The sequence below is a fragment of the Ensifer sp. B1-9 genome (assembly GCF_050474445.1).
Taxonomy (GTDB): domain Bacteria; phylum Pseudomonadota; class Alphaproteobacteria; order Rhizobiales; family Rhizobiaceae; genus Ensifer.
This window is the reverse complement of record NZ_JBCHVG010000002.1, coordinates 359,069-382,713: the sequence shown is the minus strand read 5'-3', so window position 1 is coordinate 382,713 and position 23,645 is coordinate 359,069. Positions and strand designations below refer to the sequence as shown.

At 62.3% G+C, this 23,645-nt stretch carries 19 protein-coding genes and 1 pseudogene; 16 read left to right on the top strand and 4 right to left on the bottom strand.

Going from position 1 to position 23,645, the window contains the following annotated elements; all coding sequences use genetic code 11:
• Positions 1-148: 148 nt before the first annotated feature.
• The 4 genes from hemB to ACQ5BM_RS05030 all read left to right on the top strand — a co-directional run bounded on the left by hemB (position 149) and on the right by ACQ5BM_RS05030 (position 3,643).
• Complete coding sequence (hemB, locus tag ACQ5BM_RS05045) at positions 149-1,165, top strand: porphobilinogen synthase (RefSeq protein ID WP_429808597.1); 1,017 nt, start codon at positions 149-151, stop codon at positions 1,163-1,165.
• A gap of 184 nt (positions 1,166-1,349) precedes the next feature.
• Positions 1,350-1,814, top strand: a complete 465-nt coding sequence (locus ACQ5BM_RS05040; RefSeq protein WP_429808594.1) for an RDD family protein — start codon at positions 1,350-1,352, stop codon at positions 1,812-1,814.
• A 140-nt stretch (positions 1,815-1,954) separates the two neighbouring features.
• Entirely contained in the window at positions 1,955-2,743 is a 789-nt protein-coding gene (locus ACQ5BM_RS05035; RefSeq protein ID WP_429808591.1) for an arginyltransferase, read from the top strand.
• A 3-nt stretch (positions 2,744-2,746) separates the two neighbouring features.
• Positions 2,747-3,643 carry a DMT family transporter gene (locus ACQ5BM_RS05030; protein WP_429808588.1) on the top strand — a complete coding sequence of 299 codons (897 nt, stop codon included), beginning with the start codon at positions 2,747-2,749 and terminating at the stop codon, positions 3,641-3,643.
• A gap of 106 nt (positions 3,644-3,749) precedes the next feature.
• Here ACQ5BM_RS05030 and ACQ5BM_RS05025 read toward each other — a convergent pair.
• Positions 3,750-4,076, bottom strand: a pseudogene (locus ACQ5BM_RS05025) (helix-turn-helix domain-containing protein); the annotation flags it as partial.
• Between the two features lie 24 nt (positions 4,077-4,100).
• On the opposite strand from ACQ5BM_RS05025, the gene ACQ5BM_RS05020 reads away from it, so the two are divergent.
• On the top strand, positions 4,101-4,256 hold the full coding sequence (locus ACQ5BM_RS05020) for a hypothetical protein (RefSeq protein WP_429808585.1): 156 nt from the start codon (positions 4,101-4,103) through the stop codon (positions 4,254-4,256).
• On the opposite strand, the gene parC is transcribed toward ACQ5BM_RS05020, so the two are convergent.
• Entirely contained in the window at positions 4,246-6,522 is a 2,277-nt protein-coding gene (gene parC, locus ACQ5BM_RS05015) for a DNA topoisomerase IV subunit A (RefSeq protein WP_429808582.1), read from the bottom strand. The two genes, ACQ5BM_RS05020 and parC, sit on opposite strands and share 11 nt — an antisense overlap.
• A gap of 426 nt (positions 6,523-6,948) precedes the next feature.
• On the opposite strand from parC, the gene ACQ5BM_RS05010 reads away from it, so the two are divergent.
• The 5 genes from ACQ5BM_RS05010 to groL all read left to right on the top strand — a co-directional run bounded on the left by ACQ5BM_RS05010 (position 6,949) and on the right by groL (position 13,168).
• Positions 6,949-8,142, top strand: a complete 1,194-nt coding sequence (locus ACQ5BM_RS05010) for a hypothetical protein (protein WP_429808579.1) — start codon at positions 6,949-6,951, stop codon at positions 8,140-8,142.
• A 558-nt stretch (positions 8,143-8,700) separates the two neighbouring features.
• Complete coding sequence (locus ACQ5BM_RS05005; protein WP_429808577.1) at positions 8,701-10,068, top strand: cytochrome P450; 1,368 nt, start codon at positions 8,701-8,703, stop codon at positions 10,066-10,068.
• Positions 10,055-11,062, top strand: a complete 1,008-nt coding sequence (locus tag ACQ5BM_RS05000; RefSeq protein ID WP_429808574.1) for a lysophospholipid acyltransferase family protein — start codon at positions 10,055-10,057, stop codon at positions 11,060-11,062. The genes ACQ5BM_RS05005 and ACQ5BM_RS05000 overlap by 14 nt, the downstream gene beginning before the upstream one ends.
• A 135-nt stretch (positions 11,063-11,197) precedes the next feature.
• On the top strand, positions 11,198-11,431 hold the full coding sequence (locus tag ACQ5BM_RS04995; protein ID WP_057252607.1) for a hypothetical protein: 234 nt from the start codon (positions 11,198-11,200) through the stop codon (positions 11,429-11,431).
• A 111-nt stretch (positions 11,432-11,542) separates the two neighbouring features.
• A complete protein-coding gene (groL, locus tag ACQ5BM_RS04990) occupies positions 11,543-13,168 on the top strand; it encodes a chaperonin GroEL (protein WP_429808571.1) in 1,626 nt (541 codons plus the stop codon).
• A 175-nt stretch (positions 13,169-13,343) separates the two neighbouring features.
• Here the strand turns inward: groL and aspS are convergent, their stop codons facing one another.
• Positions 13,344-15,131 carry an aspartate--tRNA ligase gene (gene aspS, locus ACQ5BM_RS04985; protein WP_429808568.1) on the bottom strand — a complete coding sequence of 596 codons (1,788 nt, stop codon included), beginning with the start codon at positions 15,129-15,131 and terminating at the stop codon, positions 13,344-13,346.
• 321 nt (positions 15,132-15,452) lie between these two features.
• On the opposite strand from aspS, the gene ACQ5BM_RS04980 reads away from it, so the two are divergent.
• The 4 genes from ACQ5BM_RS04980 to ACQ5BM_RS04965 all read left to right on the top strand — a co-directional run bounded on the left by ACQ5BM_RS04980 (position 15,453) and on the right by ACQ5BM_RS04965 (position 20,691).
• A complete protein-coding gene (locus tag ACQ5BM_RS04980) occupies positions 15,453-16,694 on the top strand; it encodes an MFS transporter (protein WP_429808565.1) in 1,242 nt (413 codons plus the stop codon).
• A 149-nt stretch (positions 16,695-16,843) separates the two neighbouring features.
• Complete coding sequence (locus ACQ5BM_RS04975; RefSeq protein ID WP_429808562.1) at positions 16,844-18,244, top strand: multicopper oxidase domain-containing protein; 1,401 nt, start codon at positions 16,844-16,846, stop codon at positions 18,242-18,244.
• 77 nt (positions 18,245-18,321) lie between these two features.
• Complete coding sequence (rnd, locus tag ACQ5BM_RS04970) at positions 18,322-19,473, top strand: ribonuclease D (RefSeq protein WP_429808559.1); 1,152 nt, start codon at positions 18,322-18,324, stop codon at positions 19,471-19,473.
• Between the two features lie 165 nt (positions 19,474-19,638).
• Entirely contained in the window at positions 19,639-20,691 is a 1,053-nt protein-coding gene (locus tag ACQ5BM_RS04965) for an adenylate/guanylate cyclase domain-containing protein (RefSeq protein ID WP_429808556.1), read from the top strand.
• A 22-nt stretch (positions 20,692-20,713) separates the two neighbouring features.
• Here ACQ5BM_RS04965 and ACQ5BM_RS04960 read toward each other — a convergent pair whose 3' ends face one another.
• Positions 20,714-21,121, bottom strand: coding sequence for a DUF2000 family protein (locus ACQ5BM_RS04960; RefSeq protein WP_429808554.1), 408 nt, complete (start codon positions 21,119-21,121; stop codon positions 20,714-20,716).
• On the opposite strand from ACQ5BM_RS04960, the gene ACQ5BM_RS04955 reads away from it, so the two are divergent.
• A complete protein-coding gene (locus ACQ5BM_RS04955) occupies positions 21,120-22,016 on the top strand; it encodes an AraC family transcriptional regulator (RefSeq protein WP_429808552.1) in 897 nt (298 codons plus the stop codon). The two genes, ACQ5BM_RS04960 and ACQ5BM_RS04955, sit on opposite strands and share 2 nt — an antisense overlap.
• Before the next feature lie 201 nt (positions 22,017-22,217).
• Positions 22,218-23,576: an esterase-like activity of phytase family protein gene (locus ACQ5BM_RS04950; protein ID WP_429808549.1), complete on the top strand. Its 1,359-nt coding sequence runs from the start codon at positions 22,218-22,220 to the stop codon at positions 23,574-23,576.
• The last annotated feature ends 69 nt before the right edge of the window (positions 23,577-23,645 follow it).

Here is a 23,645-nt window from a genome sequence, read left to right as displayed (position 1 = left end):
GCGGGATCGCTGCGCGCCCTCCCCTGCCGCCGTCATTTGAAGAGAAGAAATGCCGCAGCCTGTTTGCCTGACGCGCGGTTCCCAATTGCCGCCGCCCCATGATAAAGCGCTTGGCTAACGACGATTTTGACCGGAAAGGCGCGGCGCTATGAACGACAGGACAAATCTTGTGGACAGGATCACCGGCCACCGCCGCATGCGCCGCAACCGCAAGGCCGACTGGACGCGGCGGCTGGTGCAGGAAAACCGCCTGACCGTCGACGATCTGATCTGGCCGATCTTCATCGTGCCGGGCAGCAACATCGTCCAGCCGATCGAGGCAATGCCCGGCGTCAACCGCATGAGCGTCGACAAGGCGGTGGAAGCCGTCAAGGAGGCAGCCGACCTCGGCATTCCGGCGATCGCCACCTTCCCCAACATCGACATGCGGCTGCGCGACGAGACCGGCTCCAACAGCCTGGCTGCCGACAACCTGATCAATGAGGCCACCCGCGCGTTCAAGAAGGCGGTGCCCGAGATCGGCGTCATCACCGACGTCGCGCTCGATCCCTTCACCAGCCATGGCCACGACGGCATCCTGCGCAACGGCGAGATCGTCAACGATGAAACCGTCGAGATGATCTCCAGAGCGGCAATCGCCCAGGCGGATGCCGGCTCCGACATCATCGCCCCCTCCGACATGATGGATGGCCGGATCGGCGCGATCCGCCAGGCGCTGGACGCCGCCGGGCACCAGAATGTCGGCATCATGTCCTATGCGACGAAGTTCGCCTCCGGCTTCTACGGTCCCTATCGCGAAGCGATCGGCACCGGCGGCCTGCTCAAGGGCGACAAGAAGACCTATTACATCGATCCGGCAAACGGCACCGAAGCCATCCGCGACGCCGCCCTCGACGTCGAGGAAGGCGCCGACATGCTGATGGTGAAGCCGGGTCTCCCCTATCTCGACATCTGCTGGCGGATGAAGGAGGCCTTCGGCCTGCCGGTCTTCGCCTACCAGGTGTCCGGCGAATATTCGCAGATAAAAGCCGCCGCCGCCAATGGCTGGATCGACGGCGAGAAGGTAATGCTGGAAACGCTGCTCGCCTTCAAGCGCGCCGGCTGTGACGGCATCCTCAGCTATTTCGCCGTCGAGGTCGCTCGCATCCTCGCCAAGGGCCGTTAGGCCCAGGGTTCTTGGCCCCGAGGTTCTTCGGTACCGCGCATCTTTTCAGACGCGCGGGGGCGCCGCAGCATTTTGAGTTGCCGGATACCGTTTCCGACCTAAGGAATAGGCAGGAGCCTGCGATCCTTGTTTTGCCGGCGTCACCGTCCCATATTCTGCATGCACCCAAGCGAGGCTTAAACGGATGACCATGCACAACGAAGAACTGAGGCTGCCGAGCAATGATTGGCGCGCCTATCAGGGCGTGCTCTCCCGGCGCATATTCGCGTTCCTGCTGGATTACGCCATCATCGCCCTTTTGTGGATCCCGGCGGCGGTCGTCGTCTTCTTCCTGGGCATCCTCACGCTCGGCCTCGGCTTCATGCTTTACCCGGCGCTCTTTGCCATCGTCGCCATGCTTTATTTCGGCCTGACGGTCGGCGGGCGGGAGCAGGCCTCCCTCGGCATGCGGATGATGGGATTGGCGGTCGCCCGCACCGATGGACGTCCGATGGATTTCCTGACCGCCATCGTCCACCTCGTCATCTTCTGGATCGCCAACGCTCTGCTGACGCCGCTGATCCTGCTGATCGGCCTCTTTACCGATCGCAGCCGCCTGCTGCACGACCTGCTGATCGGTACCGTCATGGTCCGCCGTGACATGTACTGACCGGAAGCGCGCCCATTGTCGGCAATGCTAAAATAACTGGCCGGCAGAGGCGGAAGCTGCAAACGAGTGAGTTGACGTTTTCCATTCTTCCGCCATGCTACGGTCATGAGCAACCGCGTGAAGAGTAACCTCCGCACTCGATGAACACACAGACCGCACCGTCTCCGCAATTCTACCTCACTGCGCCGGCAGCCTGCCCTTACCTGCCGAACGAGATGGAGCGAAAAGTCTTCACCCACATGGTGGGCGAGCGCGCGCCCGAACTCAACGATCTCCTGACACAGGGCGGCTTCCGCCGCTCGCAGAACATCGCCTACCGCCCGGCCTGCGAGACCTGTCGCGCCTGTATCTCGGTGCGCATTCTTGCCAACGAGTTCAAGCCCAGCCGCTCCATGCGCCGGGTGCTTGCCGCCAATCAGGATGTGACATCGGCGGAGTATCCGGCCGAGCCGTCGAGCGAACAGTACAATCTTTTCCGTCGGTACCTCGACCGCAGACACCAGAAGGGCGGCATGTCTGACATGTCGGTGCTCGACTACGCGATGATGGTCGAAGACACGCACGTGCACACGAAGATCATCGAGTATCGCCTTAGGGTCGAAGGCGATGGCATTAGCGAGAAAGCGCGCGGACCGCTGATTGCGGCAGCGCTGACAGATCGCATGGGCGACGGGCTTTCGATGGTCTACTCCTTCTTCGATCCCGATCGAGAAGACCGCTCGCTCGGCACGTTCATGATTCTCGACCACATTCGCCGCGCCAGAGAGCGCGGATTGCCCCATGTCTATCTTGGCTATTGGGTCAAGGGATCGCGGAAGATGGGCTATAAGACAAAGTTTTTGCCGCAAGAACACCTTATGGCCCGTGGCTGGGAACGCTATGAAGGCGGAGACACCACAGTGGAAGCCGCACCTACGAAAACGGGTTAGAAATTGAGTTCATCTTCTGATGCCGCGATGCACCGGCGCGGCCTTGCCATAACCGGTCTCGGCGGTCTCGCGCTCTCCTTCGACATCCCGCTCATCCGCTCCGCCGGTGGCGACGTCTGGTCGCTGCTTGCCGTGCGCAGCCTGTCGACGTTCGTCGTCGCGCTCGGCGCCTGGTTCGTGATCAACCGCGTGTTCGGCCGGAAGCTCTCCCTGTTACCAGGCAAGACCGGGCTTGCCGTCGGGCTGTTCTACGGCATCAATTCCTGCACCTTCCTGCTCGCCGTCTTCAACACCTCGACGGCGAATGTGGTCTTCATCCTCGCCTTCACCTCGATGTTTGCCGCCATTTTGTCCTGGATCTTCCTGAAGGAACGGCCATCGAACGCCACATTGGTGACGATGCTGGTCATGGTGTTCGGCGTCGGATTGATCGTCCAGGACGGATTGGAAAGCGGCCATCTGTTCGGTGATGCGATGGCCGCGTCCTCCGCGTTTCTCCTCGCCAGTGCCATCACGATCAGCCGCGCGAGCAAGCGCGACATGGCGCTGGTACCGTTGGTGACGGCGATCTTCCCGGCAGCAGTCGCTCTGCTGATGCTGCCTCCTTCGGGCTTCTCGATCGCAGAGCCTAGTTACATCTTCTTCAACGGCCTCGTGATGATCCCGCTCGCCTTCTTCTGCCTGGCGACGGGACCGCGTTACCTCTCCGCGCCGGAAGTGGGCATGTTCTACCTGCTCGAAACGATCCTGGCGCCGATCTGGGTCTGGCTGGTCTTTGCCGAAACCCCGACAACGCAGACCTTGTTGGGCGGCGCGATCCTGATTCTGGCGCTCATTGGTCATTCGCTCTGGCAGATGCGCAGCCGGGCGCTGAGAGCCGCAGTGACCTGCGCCGAGTAACGATATCGGATCAATGGTCGCGGCGAGGACCGGTTGGCCGCGGGCGGCGCGGCTTCTGGTCGGATTCGCCACGGCGATCACGAATCGGGGTTCGTTCCGGCACCGGTTCCGGCGCGGCGGATGCCAGTCGGGTTTCAGGCATCTGCACGCGCATCGCCCACAGCTCACGATTGGTGTTGATCCAGGTGGCCGCCTCGCTCAAAGGCGCCGGATTCCCGCTTAGCGATTCGCCTTCGCGACGCCGCAGGCGCGTGACGAGACCCGCTGCCTCAAGGAGTGCGATGTGCTTCTCCAGTTCTTCGCCTCGCACCGCAACGGCCGAGGCGATGTCGGTGACACGCGCCTCGCCGGCAAAGAGGATCTCGAAGATCCGCCGGCGAACCGGGCTGGCGAGCGCCAGGAGAATATCGTCGAGCGTGTTGGCGTTCGGCATTGGCACCATCCTGTTGGATGGGCAGTGATCCACGATACGTGCGGCACTTACAAGCGCCGCATCTCGCTCGGTTTCAACTGTATTTCCAATACCTTAATGTACAAATTCAGTGCCCCGGAACGGGACACCGGCCATGCGGCTCGTCAGCCGCACGGCCAGCAATTGCTGGTCAGCCGCTAAACTTTCCGCTGCGCGGGAAGCCCTTCGGAACGACGCGGCCCGCCGATGCGCGATCGCCCTGCCACTCGATCAGCTCATCCTTCGTCTTGGTAAACACACGGCCGGCGCTGTCTTCCCAGACGAGCCCCTCGGCGATCGTGAAGCAGCGGATGTCGGAGATGCCGCCATCCTTGTAGCGCTGCAGCCGGACGCCCTTGCCGCGCGCCATTTCAGGGATCTGGACGAGCGGGAAAACAAGCATCTTGCGGTTCTCGCCGACGACGGCAACATGGTCTCCCTTGACCGGCACGACCAGCTTGGTTTCGTCCGGCATCGAAACGTTCATCACCTGCTTGCCCTTGCGGGTATTGGCGACGATGTCGCTTTCCGTCACGACAAAACCGTTGCCGGCAGCCGACGAGACAATGAGCTTGCGCGCCGGATCGTGGACGAAGGCGGTCAGCACGTCCTGGTCGTTCTCCATGTCGACGATGATGCGCAGCGGCTCGCCATGGCCGCGACCGCCAGGCAGCTTGTCGCCGCCGAGCGTGTAGACCTTGCCGCCCGTCGTGAAGACGAGGATCTTGTCGGTCGTCTGCGCCGGGAACGCCACCTTGAGCGCATCGCCCTCCTTGAACTGAAGCGAGGACGTGTCGGTGATGTGGCCCTTCAGCGCCCGGATCCAGCCCTTTTCCGAGATGACGACGGTGATCGGTTCCTTCTCGATCATCGCCTGCTGGATCGCTTCGACGTCAGCCTCCGGTGCATCGGCGAAGGTGCTGCGACGCTTGCCGATCTCGGTGGCCTTGGCAAACTTCTTTTTGACCTCGCCAATCTCCCAGGCGACGGTCTGCCACTGCTTCTCCTCCGAGGCGAGCAGTGCTTCGATTTCGGCCTTCTCCTTCGAAAGCGCGTCGAATTCGGTGCGAATCTCGAACTCTTCGAGCCGGCGCAAGGAGCGCAGGCGCATGTTGAGGATCGACTCGGCCTGCAGATCGGTGAGCGAGAAGCGCTCCATCATGACCGGCTTCGGCTCGTCTTCTTCGCGGATGATGCGAATGACTTCGTCGATGTTCAGATAGGCGACGAGATAGCCACCGAGGATTTCCAGCCGGCGATCAATGGCCGACAGGCGGTGGCGGGAGCGGCGCTGCAGCACCTCGCGACGGTGCGCTAGCCATTCCGAGAGCACCTCGTTGAGCGCCATGACCTTCGGCACGCGCCCCATGGACAGCACGTTCATGTTGAGCGAGATGCGGCTCTCCAGCTCGGTCAGCTTGAAGAGCGACTCCATCAGAATGCCGGCATCGACCGAGCGGCTCTTCGGCACGAGAACGATGCGGACGTCTTCCGCGGATTCATCGCGGATGTCTTCGAGCAGGGGCAGCTTGCGGGCGACCAGAAGCTCGGCGATCTTTTCGATCAGGCGCGACTTCTGAACCTGATAGGGGATCTCGGTGACGACGATCTGGTAGCCGCCACGGCCGAGATCCTCCTGCACCCAGCGAGCGCGAACGCGGAAACCGCCACGGCCCGTGCGATAGGACTCGGCCATGCTTTCGCGACTCTCGACGATCACGCCGCCGGTCGGGAAATCGGGGCCCTCAATGCCGCCCCTCTGTGGATTGGCCGGATCGTAAAGCAGGTCCTCGACACTCGCGTCCGGATGGCGGATGAGGTGCAGCGCCGCGTCGCACAGTTCGTGTGCGTTGTGCGGCGGGATCGAGGTGGCCATGCCGACCGCAATGCCGGTGGCGCCGTTTGCCAGCAGATTCGGGAAGGCCCCGGGAAGCACGGTCGGCTCCTGGTCCTCCTCGTTGTAGGTGGGGCGGAAATCCACCGCGTCCTGGTCGATCCCTTCGAGCAGGAGCGAGCAGACATCCGTCATCTTCGCTTCGGTGTATCGCATCGCCGCGGCGTTATCGCCGTCGATATTGCCGAAGTTGCCCTGGCCATCCACCAGCGGATAACGGATCGCAAATTCCTGGGACAGGCGCACCAGCGCGTCATAGATCGATGCGTCGCCATGCGGGTGGAACTTACCCATGACGTCGCCGACGATACGGGCGCATTTCTTGAACGACGAGTTGGGCCTGAGGCCCATTTCGCTCATCGCATGCACGATGCGGCGATGCACGGGCTTCAATCCGTCGCGGACGTCCGGAAGCGCGCGGTGCATGATGGTCGACAAGGCATAGGCAAGATAACGCTCTTCCAGCGCCGCCTTGAGGTCAACCGGCTGAATATTGTCGTCCCCGCCTGACGGGGGAGTAAGGCTTTGTCCCATAGGTCCTTGCTAACGCAACAAACCCGGAACAGCAAGGTTTTCAGGGGATGCGATTGTGGAGAACCCCCTTGCGGGCCAACTGTTGGCGGTCGAAGCGATCCGCTTGCTCCGGCGCAATGTTCGTGCAACGGTCGGACGGCTATGCGTCGGAGGCGAGCGCTTGGTAACATCCCGGAAAGCATGCCCGACCGGGAACATGTGCAGTTCGACCAAGCGAATATAATTTCGCCCTGTTTCGTAATAGCTTCGGCTGCAGTTGATTTGGACGAATTGTGAGGGGGATTGCAAGACACGAACTGGCCGCCGACATCCACCGGATGTTGCCGTTCGCTCCCAGTTGACGCCCGCCGCGGAAACAAACCAGATTAGCCACGCCTCATCTTCGAAACAGCTAGACAATCAAAGATTTTACGAAGGAACTCGACAATGATGCACACGCGCAAGATCCGCCTGATGATGGCGAGCGCCGCGCTCCTCACGCTCGCCGGTCCGGCCTTCGCGCTCGATGGCGCGGATCTGATGAAGAAGCTCGACGCGGCGACGAACGCGAACGGAACATCCCTTACCTACGACAAGGCCGAAGTCGACGGCGACAAGGTAACGGTGTCCGGCGTGCAACTGAAGGTCGCCAGCCACCCGGGCGACGCGCTGAAGATCGGTGAGTTGACCTTCGAAGGTGTCGAAGAAACCGAAGGCGGCGGATACTACGCAGAAACCGTATCGTTCCCCGACGTCAATCTAAGCCAGGACGAGGGCAGCCTGTCGGTCAAGGACATCCTGCTTTCGGGCCTGACGATCCCCGCCAACGCGAACGGCGGCACCATCAACGATATTCTCCTCTACGAAAGCGCCAGCACCGGCCCGATCACGGTGAATGCGAAGGGCAAGGAAGTCTTCTCGCTGGAGAGCACCGAAGCAAACCTGGCGCGCCAGGAAAACGACGCCGGCTTCGACTTCGACGCGACGGCGTCCGGCATCAAGGCGGACCTTTCATCCGTCGAGGACGCCAAAACGAAGGACGCAATCGAAAAGCTCGGCCTGACCACGCTTGACGGCGCCCTGACGATGAAGGGTAGCTGGGAGATCGAGAGCGGCAATGTCGCCCTGGAAGAATATTCCTTCGACTTCAAGAATGTCGGCCGGCTGAACTTCGCCTTCGACATCTCGGGCTACACGCTCGCCTTCGTCAAGTCGATGCAGGAGGCGATGAAGGCGGCCGAGGCCAACCCGAACAAGGAAGAGGCCAACCAGGCCATGGGCCTCGCGATGATGGGCCTGATGCAGCAGCTGACATTCAACAGCGCCGAAATCCGCTTCGATGACGCCTCGATCACCAAGAAGGCGCTCGACTATGCCGGTTCGCAGCAAGGCGTTTCCGGCGAGCAGATGGCTCAGTCGCTGAAGGGCCTGGTGCCGATCATGATGGCACAGCTCAATGTGCCGGAACTGCAGAACCAGGTATCCGCCGCCGTGAACGCCTATCTCGATGGCCCGAAGAGCCTGACAATCAGCGCGGCACCGGAAAAGCCGGTTCCGTTCCCGATGATCATGGGCGCCGCCATGGGCGCACCGAACACCATTCCGTCGGTGCTCGGCGTCAAGGTGACCGCGAACGACTGACCCTCGCACCTGTTCCCGGCCTCAGCCGGGCCCGAAACAAGCGACGTTACGATAAGCGTTTGCGCGCCCGTACGGGCGCGCAAACCTGAGTGGCCGCATCGGTCCCCTGATTTTGCCGCACGATCCGCGAGACTTCCAATCCAGCTTCCCCGAAGCAGGTTTGTATTTCACACCCATTGGCTGCCCACAGATCAAGGGCCGCTTCTACTTGCGGACATGCTTTCGGCTGACACCCGTACTTCTTGGCGGAGCGCGCATCGGTTGCAGCGATCGTCACTTTCCCAGCAGGCTATTCATGGCATCAAGAAAATTTCGCGGTCGGGCGATGGCGTTTTTCATCAAAATCGGGCATGCCACACTCACGCGGCTGAAAATCCGACTTCTGACGAACTTGAGTACATCTAAGGCTTAGCAGGGTCGTCTCGGACTTTATGTAAGAAATACAAGTATACGCCTGAATATAATCTTCACGTTACGGCAGATCGGACGTAAATGCTCGCCTGGCTCCAGCAGTCTGTAAATTTTAGAGAAGAATTGGCGGACGGGAAATTTGCCCCCGTGCGCGCCGATTACTATTCGGGCCCACCGGGTAAGCCGCTTCGCCTCCTGCTCCAGGCGCGAACGGATTTCCTGTCGATCTGGCGCGCCGGCGATTATACCGAAAAGGTCTCGCAGATCCGGATTCTCGGCCGGCAGGTCATCGTCGTCAACTCACCCGACTTGATCCGGCAGGTCGTCGTCAAACGACACGAGAACTTCGAGCGCAAGAGTCCGCAGATGCGCCGGGCGCTCGACTTCCTGCTCGGGGACGGGTTGTTCATTTCCGATGGCGACACCTGGAAGCAACGCCGGCCATTGGTGGCGGACATCGTCCACGCGAAGAGGGTTCCGTCCTTCGGCCCTGTCATGGAGAAGACGACCAGCGAACTGGTCGAGCGCTGGAACCGGATGCCCGATGGGGCAGAGGTCAATGCGCTCCACGAAATGGCGGGCCTGACCGCCGAGATCATCGCGCGCAGCGTCTTCGGCAACCAGCTCGGTGATGACAGTGCGGCCGCCGTTACCGAGGGCTTCACCAGTTACCAGTCGTTGGTCGATTCCATCAACATCGGCTATTTCCTCGGCTTTGACGACGGGCTTCCCGTCCTGCGCACCCCGAGCCTGCGCCGCTCGGTCAAGCGTATCCACGGGACCATCGACAAGGTAGTGGAGGATCATCTTGCCGGGCGCGGTGACCACAATTCCATGGTCGAACTGCTCATCCGGCGCCAACAGCGAAATCCGGAGCTGAAGCTCGATCTCGTCGCCTTGCGCAACGAGGCCGCGACCATCTTCATGGCCGGCCATGAAACGACGGCGGCCACGCTTACCTGGACCTGGTATCTGCTTTCCAAGGCGGGCTGGATCGAGAAGGCCGTCCACGACGAGATCGCCAGGGTCTGCGGCGACCGAATGCCGACGATCGACGACGTGCCGCAGCTCGAATGGTGCCGGGCCGTCATCGAGGAAACGCTTCGTCTCTACCCACCGGTTCCGATCCTGGCGCGACAGACGCGCGAGGCGGACATGATCGGCGACGTCGCTGCCGAGCCGGGCTCGCTGGTCCTGATCGTGCCATGGCTCCTCCACCGCACCGCAAGCCTCTTCGAAGACCCGCACCATTTCCATCCGGAGCGGTTCACCGAGGGCCGCCGCCCGACGCCCTACAGCTTCATTCCCTTCGCAAGCGGCCCGCGCGTCTGCCCGGGCCTGCATTTCGGCCTGACGGAAGCGATCCTGTGCCTGGCCATCATCGCTCAGCGCTACCGGGTTCGCCTGCGCGAACGCCACGCGGTCGAGCCGATCTGCCGGCTGACCCTGAGGCCGAAGGGCGGGCTTCCGGTCACCCTACATAGGCGAGAAGGCACGTCGCATGGCGCCGGATAATCCTGGCCTAAAGGGACCCATCGCCAAGCGGAAAGCCTGGATCTTCGCTGAAGAGCACCCGCCGCGTCTTGCTGACGCGCTGGCGGGGGGCGAACGCGCGCGAGCCTTTCGGCGCTACTGGATCAGCGACAATCTCTCGAATCTCGCCAACCTTGCCGCCCATTTCGGCATGAAACTGTTACCGATGGATGCATGCTCGCGCCTGGGGGCCGCGCTTGGCCTGTTCGCGGTGCCGCGCTTTCACAAGGTCGCCGCTCAGCGCGCCCGCGATACGATCAAACATCTGCGTCCGGACCTGACCCCCGCGGAACAGGAAGCCTTGTTTCTCGAAAACTGTCGGGCCCAGGGGCGCCTGATGACGGAGTTTTCCGTCATCAACAGATTGCAGAGATATCACGATAGGTTGCTGACCGAGGGTCTCGCGCCGATCCGCGACGCGGCGAAAGACGGCCCCATCATCCTCGTCGGGCTTCATCTCGGCAATTGGGAGGTCGGGACGATCGCGTTCCGCAATCTCGGTCTCCAGCCCCACGCCTTCTACGTCCCCCCGAAAAGCCGTGCCAAGGCATGGATTGCCGAACGCGTGCGCAGCAAGGCCGGACTGCAGTTTCTTCCGCCGGGCGCCGAGGGAATTCGGCCGGCGCTCAAGGTCCTGAAGAGCGGTGGTGTGGTCAGCATGTTCTGCGACGAAGGTTTTGGCGGCATGATCCGCGGACCGTTCTTCGACCGCATACCGCATCAGGAAGGCAATCTCGCGCTTGCCATTCGCCTGGCACACATGACAAGTGCCACGATCTGCCCCTGGTACGGCCTGCGTACTGACGGCTTTCGCTTCGAATGCCGGGCGCTGGAGCCCATCGGGCTTCCGGCCTCAGATCCCGCCAACGCGCGCCTCCTGGACGATATGCTGCTTCTGAACGAGGCGATCGAGCCCATCGTTCGAGCGCATCTCGACCAATGGTATTTCCTGGACAACGCGCTTCGTCCGGAATGACGGCACCGCGGTTTTTTGCCCCCTCGGCTTCCATGATATGATCAGCGCTTGATGCCGTCAGACCTCGGCCTATTTACTTTGGGCGGGGATCCGAGGTCCCCGCATTCCCGACCGATAAAACGGAAGGAGGAGCCCATGGGACTGAAGCATGCGGATATTACCGCTATCCTTGGCCCGGTCGACGAGACGCTGATGGCCGAGTTGCTTGCGACCGGCGCGACGGCGGGCGAACTCGCCGAGGCCATTGCCTGGGTCAACAACGACGAGGCGCTGATTGGCGAAGGCCGCCACCTGCCGGCTGGCCGGGTTGCGGCATTGATCGATATCCTGACGCCGGACAATGACGAGGAACGGGACTTCGCGACGTAGCCGAACAGGCAGCGAGGCGCGCTGAGGGTTTTCGATAGCATGCAGGATTGCCCCCGCGCGGCGGGCGGCGGGAGCATGAGGCTACGTGTTTGGTGTTGAGGGAGGTCAACAATGGCAGCCAAGGAAGTCAAGTTCAGCAGCGATGCCCGCGACCGTATGCTGCGTGGTGTCGATATTCTCGCCGATGCCGTGAAGGTGACGCTCGGCCCGAAGGGGCGGAACGTGGTGATCGACAAGGCCTTTGGCGCGCCGCGCGTCACCAAGGACGGCGTCTCGGTTGCCAAGGAGATCGAGCTCGAAGACAAATTCGAGAATATGGGCGCGCAGATGCTGCGTGAAGTGGCGTCACGCACCAGCGATGTAGCCGGCGACGGAACGACGACGGCCACCGTGCTCGCTCAAGCCATTGTCCGGGAAGGCGTCAAGGCGATCGCATCGGGCATGAACCCGATGGACCTCAAGCGCGGCATCGATCTCGCCGTCGAGACGATCGTTGCGCAATTGAAGACCCATGCCCGAAAGATCTCCAACAACGAGGAAATCGCCCAGGTCGGCACGATCTCGGCGAACGGCGACAAGGAAATCGGCAACTATCTGGCAAAGGCGATGGAGCGCGTCGGCAACGAGGGCGTGATCACCGTCGAGGAAGCCAAGACCGCCGAGATCGAACTTGAGATCGTCGAGGGTATGCAGTTCGACCGCGGCTACCTTTCCCCCTACTTCATTACCGACCAGGAGAAGATGCGCGTCGAATTCGAAGACCCGTATATTCTCATTCACGAGAAGAAGCTCTCTAACCTGCAGGCCATGATCCCGATCCTCGAATCCGTGATCCAGGCGAGCCATCCCTTGCTGATCATCGCCGAGGATGTGGAGGGCGAAGCGCTTGCCACGCTCGTCGTCAACAAACTGCGCGGCGGTCTCAAGATCGCGGCCGTCAAAGCCCCCGGCTTCGGAGATCGGCGCAAGGCGATCCTCGAGGACATCGCCATCCTGACGGGCGGCACGGTCATTTCCGAGGACCTCGGCATCAAGCTTGAAAACGTGACGCTGGACACGCTCGGGCGCGCCAAGCGGGTGATGGTCGAGAAGGAAAACACCACGATCGTCGATGGCGCCGGAACGAAGGCGGATATCGGCGGACGTGTCAGCCAGATCAAGGCACAGATCGAGGAAACGACGTCCGACTACGATCGGGAAAAGCTGCAGGAACGGCTCGCCAAACTCGCCGGCGGCGTCGCGGTGATCCGGGTTGGCGGCTCGACCGAAGTCGAAGTGAAGGAGAAGAAGGATCGCGTCGACGACGCCCTGCATGCGACGCGAGCCGCGGTAGAAGAAGGTATTCTGCCCGGCGGCGGCGTCGCGCTGCTCAGGGTCGTGCACGCACTCGACGGGCTCAAGGCCGGCAATGACGATCAGCGCGTCGGCGTCGAGATCGTTCGGCGGGCAGTCGAGATGCCCGTTCGCCAGATTGCCGAGAATGCCGGTGCCGAAGGCTCCGTGATCGTCGGAAAACTCCGAGAAAAGAATGACTTCGCCCACGGCTGGAACGCCCAGACCGGCGAATATGGCGACCTCTTCCGTATGGGCGTCATCGACCCCGCCAAGGTGGTGCGTGCGGCGTTGCAGGATGCGGCTTCCATCGCCGGTCTCTTGGTGACGACCGAGGCCATGGTCGCGGAAAAACCGAAGAAGAATGGACCCGCGCCGACGCCCGGTCCCGGCATGGACTTCTGACCGACGCCAGAAGCTCATCGTTGCATGACGAACGCGACCTTTGCGGACAGGGGCAGTTCACGCGCGACGTTCGCGACACTGCCTACGGCAGGCGCTGAGACGGATGGAGCGTATCAAACGAAAAAGCCCGGCGAGACGACCGCCGGGCTTTTCTTTTTGCGAGATCTGCTCGACCTCAGTCCTTCTTCTGCGGGATCGGGCGGATCGCCAGTTCGCGCAGCTGTGCCGGGGTTGCGGCCGACGGCGCGCCCATCAAGAGGTCGACAGCCTGCTGGTTCATCGGGAACAGCGAGATCTCGCGCAGGTTCTTGGCGCCGACCAAGAGCATGACGATGCGATCGATACCGAAGGCCATACCGCCATGCGGCGGTGCGCCGTACTGGAAGGCGCGGTAGAGGCCGCCGAACTGCTCTTCGACTTCCTGCTGCGACTTGCCGGTCAGTTCGAATGCCTTGACCATGACTTCCGGCAACTGGTTACGAATCGAGCCCGAGGCGATTTCGAAGCCGTTGCAGACCATGTCGTACTGGTAGGCCTTGATCGACAGCGGATCTTCGCCGTTGAGCGCTTCCAGGCCGCCCTGCGGCATCGAGAAGGGGTTGTGGGCGAAGTCGATCTTCTTCTCGTCCTCCAGCCATTCGTAGAATGGGAAGTCGACGATCCAGCAGAATTCGTAGCGGTCACGGTCGACGAGGTTGAGTTCCTCGCCGGCGCGGGTGCGGGCTTCGCCGGCAAACTTGTAGAACTTGGCGGGATCACCGGCGACGAAGAAGCAGGCGTCGCCGTCGTCGAGGCCGAGCTGCGTGCGGATCGCGTCCGTGCGCTCCTCGCCGATGTTCTTGGCGAGCGGGCCGGCGCCTTCGAGCTTTTCGCCTTCCTTGCGCCAGAAGATGTAGCCGAGGCCCGGCTGACCCTGGCTCTGTGCCCAGGCGTTCATGCGGTCGCAGAAGGCGCGCGAGCCACCCGTCTTGGCCGGGATCGCCCAGACTTCGACCTTCGGGTTCGACGCGATCATGTTCGCGAAGACCTTGAAGCCGGAGCCGGCAAAGTGCTCGGTGACCGCCTGCATCTCGATCGGGTTGCGCAGGTCCGGCTTGTCGGAGCCATATTTGCGGATCGCCGTGTCATAAGGGATGCGCGGGAACGTCTCGGTCACCGGCTTGCCTTCGGCGAACTCGACGAAGATCTCGCGGATGACCGGTTCCATGGTCGACCAGACGTCTTCCTGCTCGACGAAGCTCATTTCCAGGTCGAGCTGGTAGAACTCGCCCGGCAGGCGGTCGGCGCGCGGGTCTTCGTCGCGGAAGCACGGTGCGATCTGGAAGTACCGATCAAAGCCGGCAACCATCAAGAGCTGCTTGTACTGCTGCGGCGCCTGCGGCAGGGCGTAGAAGTTGCCGGGGTGGATACGTGACGGTACCAGGAAGTCACGCGCGCCTTCCGGCGACGATGCCGTCAGGATCGGGGTCGTGTATTCTGTGAAGCCGACTTCGCCCATGTGGCGGCGCATCGACGAAATGATCTGCGTGCGCTTGACGATGTTCTTGTGTAGCGTGTCGCGGCGCAGATCGAGGAAGCGATACTTCAGGCGCACGTCTTCCGGGTAATCAGGCTCACCGAACACCGGCAGCGGCAGTTCCTTGGCGGCCGAGAGAACCTCGATCTCCTTGGCATAGAGCTCGATCTCGCCGGTCGGCATACCCTTGTTGACGGTATCGTCGGTGCGCGCCTTGACGACGCCATCGATACGGATCACCCATTCGCCACGCACCGTCTCTGCGATCTTGAACGCCGGGCTATCCGGATCGGCGACGACCTGGGTCATGCCGTAATGGTCGCGCAGGTCGATGAACAGCACGCCGCCATGGTCGCGGACGCGGTGGACCCAGCCGGAGAGGCGAACGGTGGAGCCGACGTCCGACTTGCGGAGGGCGGCACAGGTGTGGCTGCGGTAACGATGCATCGTCTTATCCCGGAATTGCAAAGAGCCGCGCAGGCTCGTGGGACACGGCGCGCGGCAACATGGTCAAAATCGGGCGGAAAAGCGCATGATGCGCAGCCTTTGTCAAGCCGCGCGACCGCTGCCGCCCCCGATGGAGGCGCGTTGTAGACGAAGGAAACGGCCAGTCCAAGGCCGTGCTCGAACAAGAGCCTGCCGAAATGCCGCGAAAAGAATGGCAATCGTCACAATTCGGGGCTGTCCGGCAGCAGAATGCGGGGCTACACATTTGAGGCCCGCAACGATCCCTCGAGTCGCGGCCGATTTCCGGATGTCGCCTGCCCCATGTCTCAGATTCGCCCGCTCATCCCCCTTCTCGTTACCGCAGGCATCCTCATCGGCGGCAATGGCCTGCAGGGCACCTTCATCTCGCTTCGTGCATTGGAAGAGGGGTTTTCGACATCCCTGATCGGCGTGATCGGCGCCGGCTACAATATCGGCTTCGCGCTCGGCTGCGTCTATGTCACGCGCATCCTGCGCGCCATCGGCCACATCCGCACCTTCTCGGCAATGGCTGCGATCGCATCGGCCGCGGCGATCTCCATGGTGCTCGTCATCAATCCGCTGATGTGGTTCCTGATGCGACTGCTTGCCGGCATCTGCTTCGCCTGCCTGTTCGCGACCGTCGAAAGCTGGCTGAATGCCAGCGTCACCAATGCCAACCGGGCGCGCACGCTTTCGGTCTACCGCCTCGTCGATCTCGGATCGGTGACGGCAGCCCAATATGTCATCCCCGGCATCGGCCTCGAGGGCTTCGAACTCTTCGCCATCATCTCCATGGCGCTGACGCTGTCGCTGGTCCCGATCTCCTTCGCCGATCGGTCGAGCCCCGTGGCCCCGGAAGCCATCCGCTTCGATGTGAAAGCACTCTGGAACATCTCGCCGCTCGCGACCATCGGCTGCATCGTCGTCGGCCTGACCAACGCCGCCTTTCGCTCGCTCGGCCCGATCTATGGCCAAGGCATCGGCCTCTCCGTGACGGCCATCGCCACCTTCATGAGCGCCGGCATCATCGGTGGCGTCGTGCTGCAATATCCGCTTGGCCACTATTCCGACCGGCTCGACCGCCGGCTGATCATCCTGATCGCCACCTTCGGTTCGCTGCTGGCGGGCCTGTTCCTGGCCTTCGGCGCCGGCAACGACGAGTGGCTGAACTTTGCCGGCATCTTCCTGTTCGGCGCCTTTGCAATGCCGCTCTATTCGCTCTGCTCGGCCCACGCCAACGACCATGCCGCAGAGGGCCAACATGCACTGGTTTCGGCAGGCATGCTGTTCTTCTGGTCGCTCGGCGCGATCATTGGGCCGCTCTTTGCGTCGTTTCTGCTCGAGATCTTCGGGCCTCAGGCGCTTTTCATCTACACGGCCGCCGTCCTCTTCCTGTTCATGCTCTACACGCTGCAGCGCATGACGGCGCGCGGGCCGGTCCCTGCGGAAGCGCGCGCCATGCCCTTCCGCAACCTTCTGCGCACCTCGTCCTTCTTCAACAAGCTCGCCGCCGGCAACAACCACAGGCGCAAGGACGGCTAACCTGCGGCAAGATGCGCGCAGTCCGGCTAATTGCTGAATGCGGCGTTCAGGTTTAGAACCGACGCCAGAGCGGGATGAGGAAAAGTGTTTGCGGTTTTCCGCCCGCATCCAGCTCTAACGTGATCTAACCAGTTGCCGAGATTGCCTGAATGCCCGCCATCAGTCGCCGCACCTTCCTTCAAGGTTCCGCCGCCCTCGGAGGCGCCTTTGCGCTCGGCGCCGGCATGGCGGCACGCGCCGGCACCGCCCCCGATCCGCAGATCCTGACGGCGCAGTTTATCAAAGCGCAGATCGCCACCGACGGCATCACACCGAAAGTAATGACCTACGGATTGGGAGAGGCCGAAAGCGGCGGCATGCCCCCGGTCCTGCGCATGCGCAAGGGCGAGCCCTACGCCGCACGCCTGCTCAACCGGCTGGACGAGCCGACGACGGTGCATTGGCACGGGCTTCGCATCGCCAACGCCATGGACGGCGTGCCCGAGCTGACACAGCCCTATGTCTATCCAGGCGATCGCTTCGACTATCTCATCACGCCGCCGGATGCCGGCACTTTCTGGTACCACCCGCACTGCAATACCCTGACGCAGATGGGCGCCGGCCTGACCGGCGTGATCGTCGTCGAGAATCCGGAGGATCCGGTGTTCGATGCCGAGATCGTGCTCAACCTGCGCGACTGGCGGCTCGGCACAGGCGGCGCCTTCATCGACCCGTTCAAGCCGCGCGACGCCGCACGCGGCGGCACCTACGGCACGGTGCGCACCGCCAATTGGCAGCAGGAACCGACCTATGATGCGCCGGCCGGCGGGCTGGTGCGCGTACGCATCGCCGCCACCGACGTCACGCGCATCTATACGATCGGCCTCGATGGCGCCGAGGCGATGGTAATCGCGCTCGACGGCAATCCGGTCGACAAGCCTTTCGTGCTCGATCGCTATGATTTCGGCCCCGGCCAGCGCGTCGATCTTGTCGTGCGCATGCCCGATGGAGAGGGGCAGACGGCCGTGCTCGGCAATTTCCGCGGATCGAACCCCTGGACCATCGCGCGTTTCCGTGCGGCCGGCTCTTCGCTGAAACGCGACCTCCGCGATGTCGCCCCCCTGCCCGCCAACCCGATCTCCGAGGCGGACCTTTCCACCGCGACCCGCGTGCCGATCGAACTGACGGCAACAGCCGAGCATAAGGCTGCCCCTTCTATCTGCGGCTCGCTCGGCTATACGTTCTGGGCGATCAACAAGGTGCCGTGGCCAGGCGACACCCCGGATCCGATCGCACCGATCGAGGAGATGAAGCTCGGCAAGAGCTATGTCCTGCAGGTAACCAACCGAACGCCGCACGCGCATCCGATCCATCTGCACGGCTTGAGCTTCCGCATCCTCAATTCCAACAAGCGGACATTCCTGCCGCCGCCGACCGATACGATCCTGCTTTTGCCCGACGAACAGGCGGAAGTGGCGCTGGTGGCCGACAATCCGGGCGACTGGGTCATTCATTGCCACATCATCGAGCACCAGAAGACCGGCATGACGGGTTATTTCAAGATCGTCTGAGATTTCGATTGTGACAGATGGCGCGACGGGCTACACGAAAATGTAAGCCGCATTTTTGCCATAGTGATTTAAATCTGATGATTGAGACAACCGCAGACCTTGAGGCGGCGTGCCAACAACTGGCCCGCTCAAATTATATTACGATCGATACTGAATTCCTGCGCGAGACGACCTTCTGGCCAGAGCTCTGCCTGATCCAGATGGCGAGTCCGGATCTCGCCGTCATCGTCGACCCGATGGCCAAAGGCATCGATCTTTCGCCCTTCTTTGCGCTGATGGCCAACCCTGAAGTCATCAAGGTATTCCATGCCGCGCGCCAGGACATCGAGATCATTTTCCATCTCGGCAACCTCATTCCGCACCCGATCTTCGACACGCAGGTCGCGGCCATGGTTTGCGGGTTCGGCGACAGCGTCTCCTATGACCAGCTCGTTAACCGCGTCACCGGCACCCAGATCGACAAGTCTTCGCGCTTCACCGACTGGAGCCGCCGGCCGCTGACCGACAAGCAGCTCGACTATGCGCTGGCCGACGTCACGCATCTGCGCGACATTTACCAGTACCTGGCCGCCGAACTGGAGCGCGAGGGACGTTCGCTGTGGCTGACCGAGGAGATGGCGATCCTCGAGGCGCGTGACACCTACGACCTGCATCCGGACGACGCCTGGCAGCGTCTGAAGATGCGCGTCAAGAAACCGATCGAACTCGCCACGCTCAAGACCGTCGCCGCCTGGCGCGAACGCGAGGCACGCGCCCGCAACGTGCCGCGTGGCCGCATCCTGAAGGACGACGCCATCTACGAGATCGCCCAGCAGCAGCCGAAGGACGCGGAAGCCCTGGCACGGCTCAGGACCATTCCCAAGGGCTGGGAACGCTCCAGCGCCGGAACTGCGGTCATCGAAGCGGTCAACGAGGCGCTCGCGATTCCCAAGGCCGATCTGCCGAAACTGCCGCGTCAAAGCCATACGCCGGAAGGTGCCGCTGCCGCAGGCGAAATGCTGAAGGTGCTATTGAAGCTCATCGCCGAAAAGCAGGGCGTGGCCGCGAAGATCATCGCCAACAGCGACGATCTCGACAAGATCGCCGCCGAAGGCGAGAAGGCCGATGTCGGTGCGCTCAAGGGCTGGCGGCGCGAACTCTTCGGGGAAACCGCGCTGAAGCTCATCAATGGCGAAGTGGCTCTTCGTTTCGTCGACAAGAAGATCGAGACGGTGGAGCTCAGCGGCTGAGCCTGCAAGGGCGGAGCCAAGTTTCCGCCCGAATCCGGCTCTAGCTGAAAGCCCGGCGGAACAGAATCACCATCGTCTCAAACGAGGTGACGGGGCGTGAAGCCGGCGCGGTTAACCGGGCCGGCCGACACGGATTCCGCTTCTTCCGGTACCAGGGCTCTCCGTATGCGTTGGCGTTTCTCCACTTTCGAAGGACTGCTCCTGCTCCTGGTGGTTGCGACCGCCGGGGCAGTCTACGCCTGGATTGCCTATGGCACAGGCGCGCTGATCGGCGCGACCTATGCGCTGTTCATGTGCATTCCGATCATTGCGTTCGAGCGGCGCATCATTTTCCGACGCCTCAACCGACGAATTCACGCCTTCTCGACACCGATGTTTTTCGTCGCCTCGCTTGCGATCTACTTTGTGCTTCTGGACGTCGGTTACGCGGCCGCCGGTCTGATCATGCAGACAAGCGGCGCTTTCGGAGACGTCTACTGGATGGAGGCGATGATGCCCTCCAAGACGGTGCTGCTCTATGCGCTGACGATCTCGGGCTCGCTCGTCTTCATCCTCAGGGTCCGCGAACTTCTTGGACGCGACGTGTTCCTGAGCCTCCTGACGGGGCGTTACCGCAGACCGATCCAGGAGGAGCGCGTCTTCCTGTTCATCGACCTCGCCGGATCGACCTCCTATGCCGAACGCTACGGTGACCTCAGGATGCAGGAATATCTCGGCAAGCTCTTTGCGACAATTGCCGACCCCGTGCTGCGCTATCGCGGGTCGATCGACGACTATGTGGGTGACGCCGCCGTCATCACCTGGCCTTTCGACCGCGCCACCAACAACGCGGCCTGCATCCATTGCGTCTTCGACATTCTGGAAATCATCGATGCGGACGCGCACCGTTGGCAGAAGGAATTCGGCGAAGTCCCGCGCCTGCGCGCGGCGCTTCATGGCGGCACCATCGTCGCTGCCGAAATCGGCCTCGATCGGCACAAGATTACCTATTTCGGCGACACGGTGAACACCACCGCCCGGCTGGAAGGCTTCTGCAAGACGCTCGGCCACCAGGTGCTGATCTCCACCGATCTCGCCCGCAAGATGCGTCTGCCGCATTACGTCCGCGTCGAAGATCTTGGCGAGCACGCCGTCAAGGGACGCGGGCAGAAGCTCGGCGTGCTGGCGCTGCGTGTCGGAGGCTCGACGCCTGCCCTCGCCCCCAGTGCGGCGGAATAGTCATCATCGGGCGGCAGCCGCTTCAGCCGTGCAGCTTTGCGCCCTTGGTGATCTTGTCGACCAGCTTCTTGTCCGCGTGGATCGCGATGCCGGCAACGGCGGCATCATCCGGGCTGGTCTCTGCGAAGACCGCGCGGTTGGCGCTGTCGTGACCGGTGGCGAACATCGCATCGACATAGATCGACGCCCGAACGTCTCTCTCGATCGCACGGCGTTGAATGTTGCCGAGCGTCTTCCCATCGGCGGCAAGTACGATGATCGGCTGAACGCTCAAGGCGTTGTAGACGTTGCCGGCGCCGTCGCGATAATCTTCGCCGATGATATCGGGCTTCTGCCCGGCAATACCGGTGGCGAGGAAGGCGGTGACGTTCAGCTTCTGCCAGGTTGCCAGGTCCTCGCGCAATACGATCGCAATTTTGGTATCGAACATGACGGTCATCTCCATTTCAGCCCGACAGGGCGTTCCGGCAGACGCATTATCGGAGGATGCCGCGATCGATCTTGAACGATTGTGCGGCGCGCCGGGCGACGGCATCCGCGTCGCTCCGGCGGTCGAAGGCATCGAGCGCATCGAAGCGCGGCTACACGGGAAATTCTTCGAACCGCACCGCCACGACACCTATGCGATCGGCGTGACGCTGGGCGGCGTTCAGACGTTTCAGTACCGGGGCGAAAGCCGCTTCAGCAAACCTGGAAGCATCATCATCCTCCACCCGGACGAGGTCCACGATGGCGGGGCGGGAACGGAGATGGGGCTACGCTACAGGATGATGTATGTGCAGCCGGAAAGGCTGCTTGCCGCGCTCGACGAAACGGGCCGCTCCCTGCCCTTCGTCGCAGCACCGGTGGTGGGTGATGAGGCTTTGCAGCAGGCAGTCGGGGAAGCCTTGATGGACCTCGACAATGGCATTGACGAGCTGGCGCTCGACAACATCCTCGTGCGGATTGCCGAGGGCCTCTATCGGCATGCCGGCGCCAAGGACATCAAGCAGGGAAAGGCCGACAGGCACGCGGTTCTCGAGGCAACAGAATTCCTTCGCGCCAATCTCGAGCGGCCCGTCGGTTCCCAGGAACTCGAGGCGATCAGCGGACTTGATCGCTTCGCGCTCGCCCGGCAATTTCGCAAGGTTCTCGGCACCAGCCCGCACCGTTATCTCTTGATGCGCCGGCTGGAGCGCGCCCGGCAGATGATCGCCAGGGGCGAAAGCCTTGCAGGCGCGGCGCTCGAGACCGGCTTCGCCGACCAGGCGCATTTCACCCGCCATTTCAAGCGGGCTTACGGCATCACGCCCGGGCGCTGGTCAAACCTTACCGTCGCCGGCTGAGCCTGTCACCAAAGCTTCATCGGCCTGTAAAGCAAGCATCACCCAACCGTCATCAAAGCCGCCTATCGGGTTGCCGTCTCCAGTCCTGCGCGTCCCATCGGACGCGCAAAGGTCGCTGTAGCACTTTGAATGGCTGCATGCCTTTGTCCTGAAATCGAGGGCGAGGAGACATGCAGGAGGCTCCAACCCATGGTGACTTTCATGACGAAAACGCTTCTCGCCACTGCGGCTCTTTCTCTTTTGATGACAATGGCCGCTTCGGCCGAGGAAAAGTCCTTCACCGCTACCCTGAAGGGTCACGCGATCCTGCCGGCAAACACGATCATTGCGGCCCCCTCGGACGCGCCTGAATACCTGAAGACCTCGGGCAAGTTCACCACCCCGGACCGCAAGCGCGCCGAGGCGCTGGGCACGGTTCCGGGTAAGGACGGCGTTCGTCCGACCGGCCTGTCGCTGCCCTTCGATGGCCAGCCGATGCAGGGCTTCTCCGGCATCAAGGCGATGGAAGACGGCACGTTCTGGAGCCTCTCCGACAATGGCTTCGGCAGCAAGATGAACTCCAGCGATGCCATGCTGATGCTGCACCATGTGAAGATGGACTGGGATGCCGGCAAGGTCGAGGCGCTGAAGACAGTGTTCCTCACCGACCCTGACAAGAAGGCGCCCTTCCCGATCGTCATGGAGGGCTCCGACAAGCGCTATCTCACCGGCGCCGACTTCGACGTCGAATCGATCCAGCCGGTCGCCGACGGCTTCTGGGTCGGTGAGGAGTTCGGGCCTTACATCCTCAAGTTCGATCTCGACGGCAAGCTGACGGACGTCATCCCGACGACCGTTAACGGCAAGCCGATCATGTCGCCCGACAATCCGACGCTGACGCTGCAGGCTGATCCGTCGAAGAAGACGCCCGCCTTCAACCTGAAGCGCTCCGGCGGCTATGAGGGCATGGCCCTTTCCAAGGACGGCAGCAAGCTCTACGGCCTGCTCGAAGGCCCGCTCTGGACGGACAGTGAAACAGTCGAGCAGGCCGAAGGCCGCCCGGCCCTTCGCATCATCGAACTCGATGTTGCAAGCAAAGCCTGGACCGGCCGTAGCTGGCTCTATCCGCTGGCTGAAGGCGGCGAGGCGATCGGCGATTTCAACATGCTCGATGACCGAACCGCGCTGGTGATCGAACGCGATAACGGCGCCGGCACGGTCGACAAGGCCTGCGCCGATCCGAAGGACCCGAAGCCGGACTGCTTCGCCACCGGTTCCAGGGTCAAGCGCATCTACAAGATCGCCTTCGACGACAGCAATGTCGGCAAGGCCGTGCGCAAGGTCGGCTACATCGACCTGCTGAAGATCGCCGACCCGGACAACAAGAAGCGCCAGGGCGGCGGCGAAGGCTTCTATGACATGCCCTTCGTCACCATCGAAAACGTCGACCGCGTCGATGCGACCCACATCATCGTCGGCAACGACAACAACCTGCCGTTCTCGGCCGGCCGCTCGCTCGACAAGGCCGATGACAACGAGTTCGTGCTGCTCGAGGTCGGCGATTTCCTGAAGGCCGAATAATCAAAAAGGGCGCGCGAACACTGCATGTTTCCCTAAATCGTTCGCCGATTTAAGGATAAAAACATGCAG

Excerpts from the sequence above, each read along its gene's own strand:
- hemB (WP_429808597.1), top strand. The coding sequence starts at position 149 with ATGAACGACAGGACAAATCTTGTGGACAGGATCACCGGCCACCGCCGC.
- ACQ5BM_RS05040 (WP_429808594.1), top strand. The coding sequence starts at position 1,350 with ATGACCATGCACAACGAAGAACTGAGGCTGCCGAGCAATGATTGGCGC.
- ACQ5BM_RS05035 (WP_429808591.1), top strand. The coding sequence starts at position 1,955 with ATGAACACACAGACCGCACCGTCTCCGCAATTCTACCTCACTGCGCCG.
- parC (WP_429808582.1), bottom strand. The coding sequence starts at position 6,522 with ATGGGACAAAGCCTTACTCCCCCGTCAGGCGGGGACGACAATATTCAG.
- ACQ5BM_RS05010 (WP_429808579.1), top strand. The coding sequence starts at position 6,949 with ATGATGCACACGCGCAAGATCCGCCTGATGATGGCGAGCGCCGCGCTC.
- ACQ5BM_RS05000 (WP_429808574.1), top strand. The coding sequence starts at position 10,055 with ATGGCGCCGGATAATCCTGGCCTAAAGGGACCCATCGCCAAGCGGAAA.
- ACQ5BM_RS04995 (WP_057252607.1), top strand. The coding sequence starts at position 11,198 with ATGGGACTGAAGCATGCGGATATTACCGCTATCCTTGGCCCGGTCGAC.
- groL (WP_429808571.1), top strand. The coding sequence starts at position 11,543 with ATGGCAGCCAAGGAAGTCAAGTTCAGCAGCGATGCCCGCGACCGTATG.
- aspS (WP_429808568.1), bottom strand. The coding sequence starts at position 15,131 with ATGCATCGTTACCGCAGCCACACCTGTGCCGCCCTCCGCAAGTCGGAC.
- ACQ5BM_RS04980 (WP_429808565.1), top strand. The coding sequence starts at position 15,453 with ATGTCTCAGATTCGCCCGCTCATCCCCCTTCTCGTTACCGCAGGCATC.
- ACQ5BM_RS04975 (WP_429808562.1), top strand. The coding sequence starts at position 16,844 with ATGCCCGCCATCAGTCGCCGCACCTTCCTTCAAGGTTCCGCCGCCCTC.
- rnd (WP_429808559.1), top strand. The coding sequence starts at position 18,322 with ATGATTGAGACAACCGCAGACCTTGAGGCGGCGTGCCAACAACTGGCC.
- ACQ5BM_RS04965 (WP_429808556.1), top strand. The coding sequence starts at position 19,639 with ATGCGTTGGCGTTTCTCCACTTTCGAAGGACTGCTCCTGCTCCTGGTG.
- ACQ5BM_RS04955 (WP_429808552.1), top strand. The coding sequence starts at position 21,120 with ATGACGGTCATCTCCATTTCAGCCCGACAGGGCGTTCCGGCAGACGCA.
- ACQ5BM_RS04960 (WP_429808554.1), bottom strand. The coding sequence starts at position 21,121 with ATGTTCGATACCAAAATTGCGATCGTATTGCGCGAGGACCTGGCAACC.
- ACQ5BM_RS04950 (WP_429808549.1), top strand. The coding sequence starts at position 22,218 with ATGACGAAAACGCTTCTCGCCACTGCGGCTCTTTCTCTTTTGATGACA.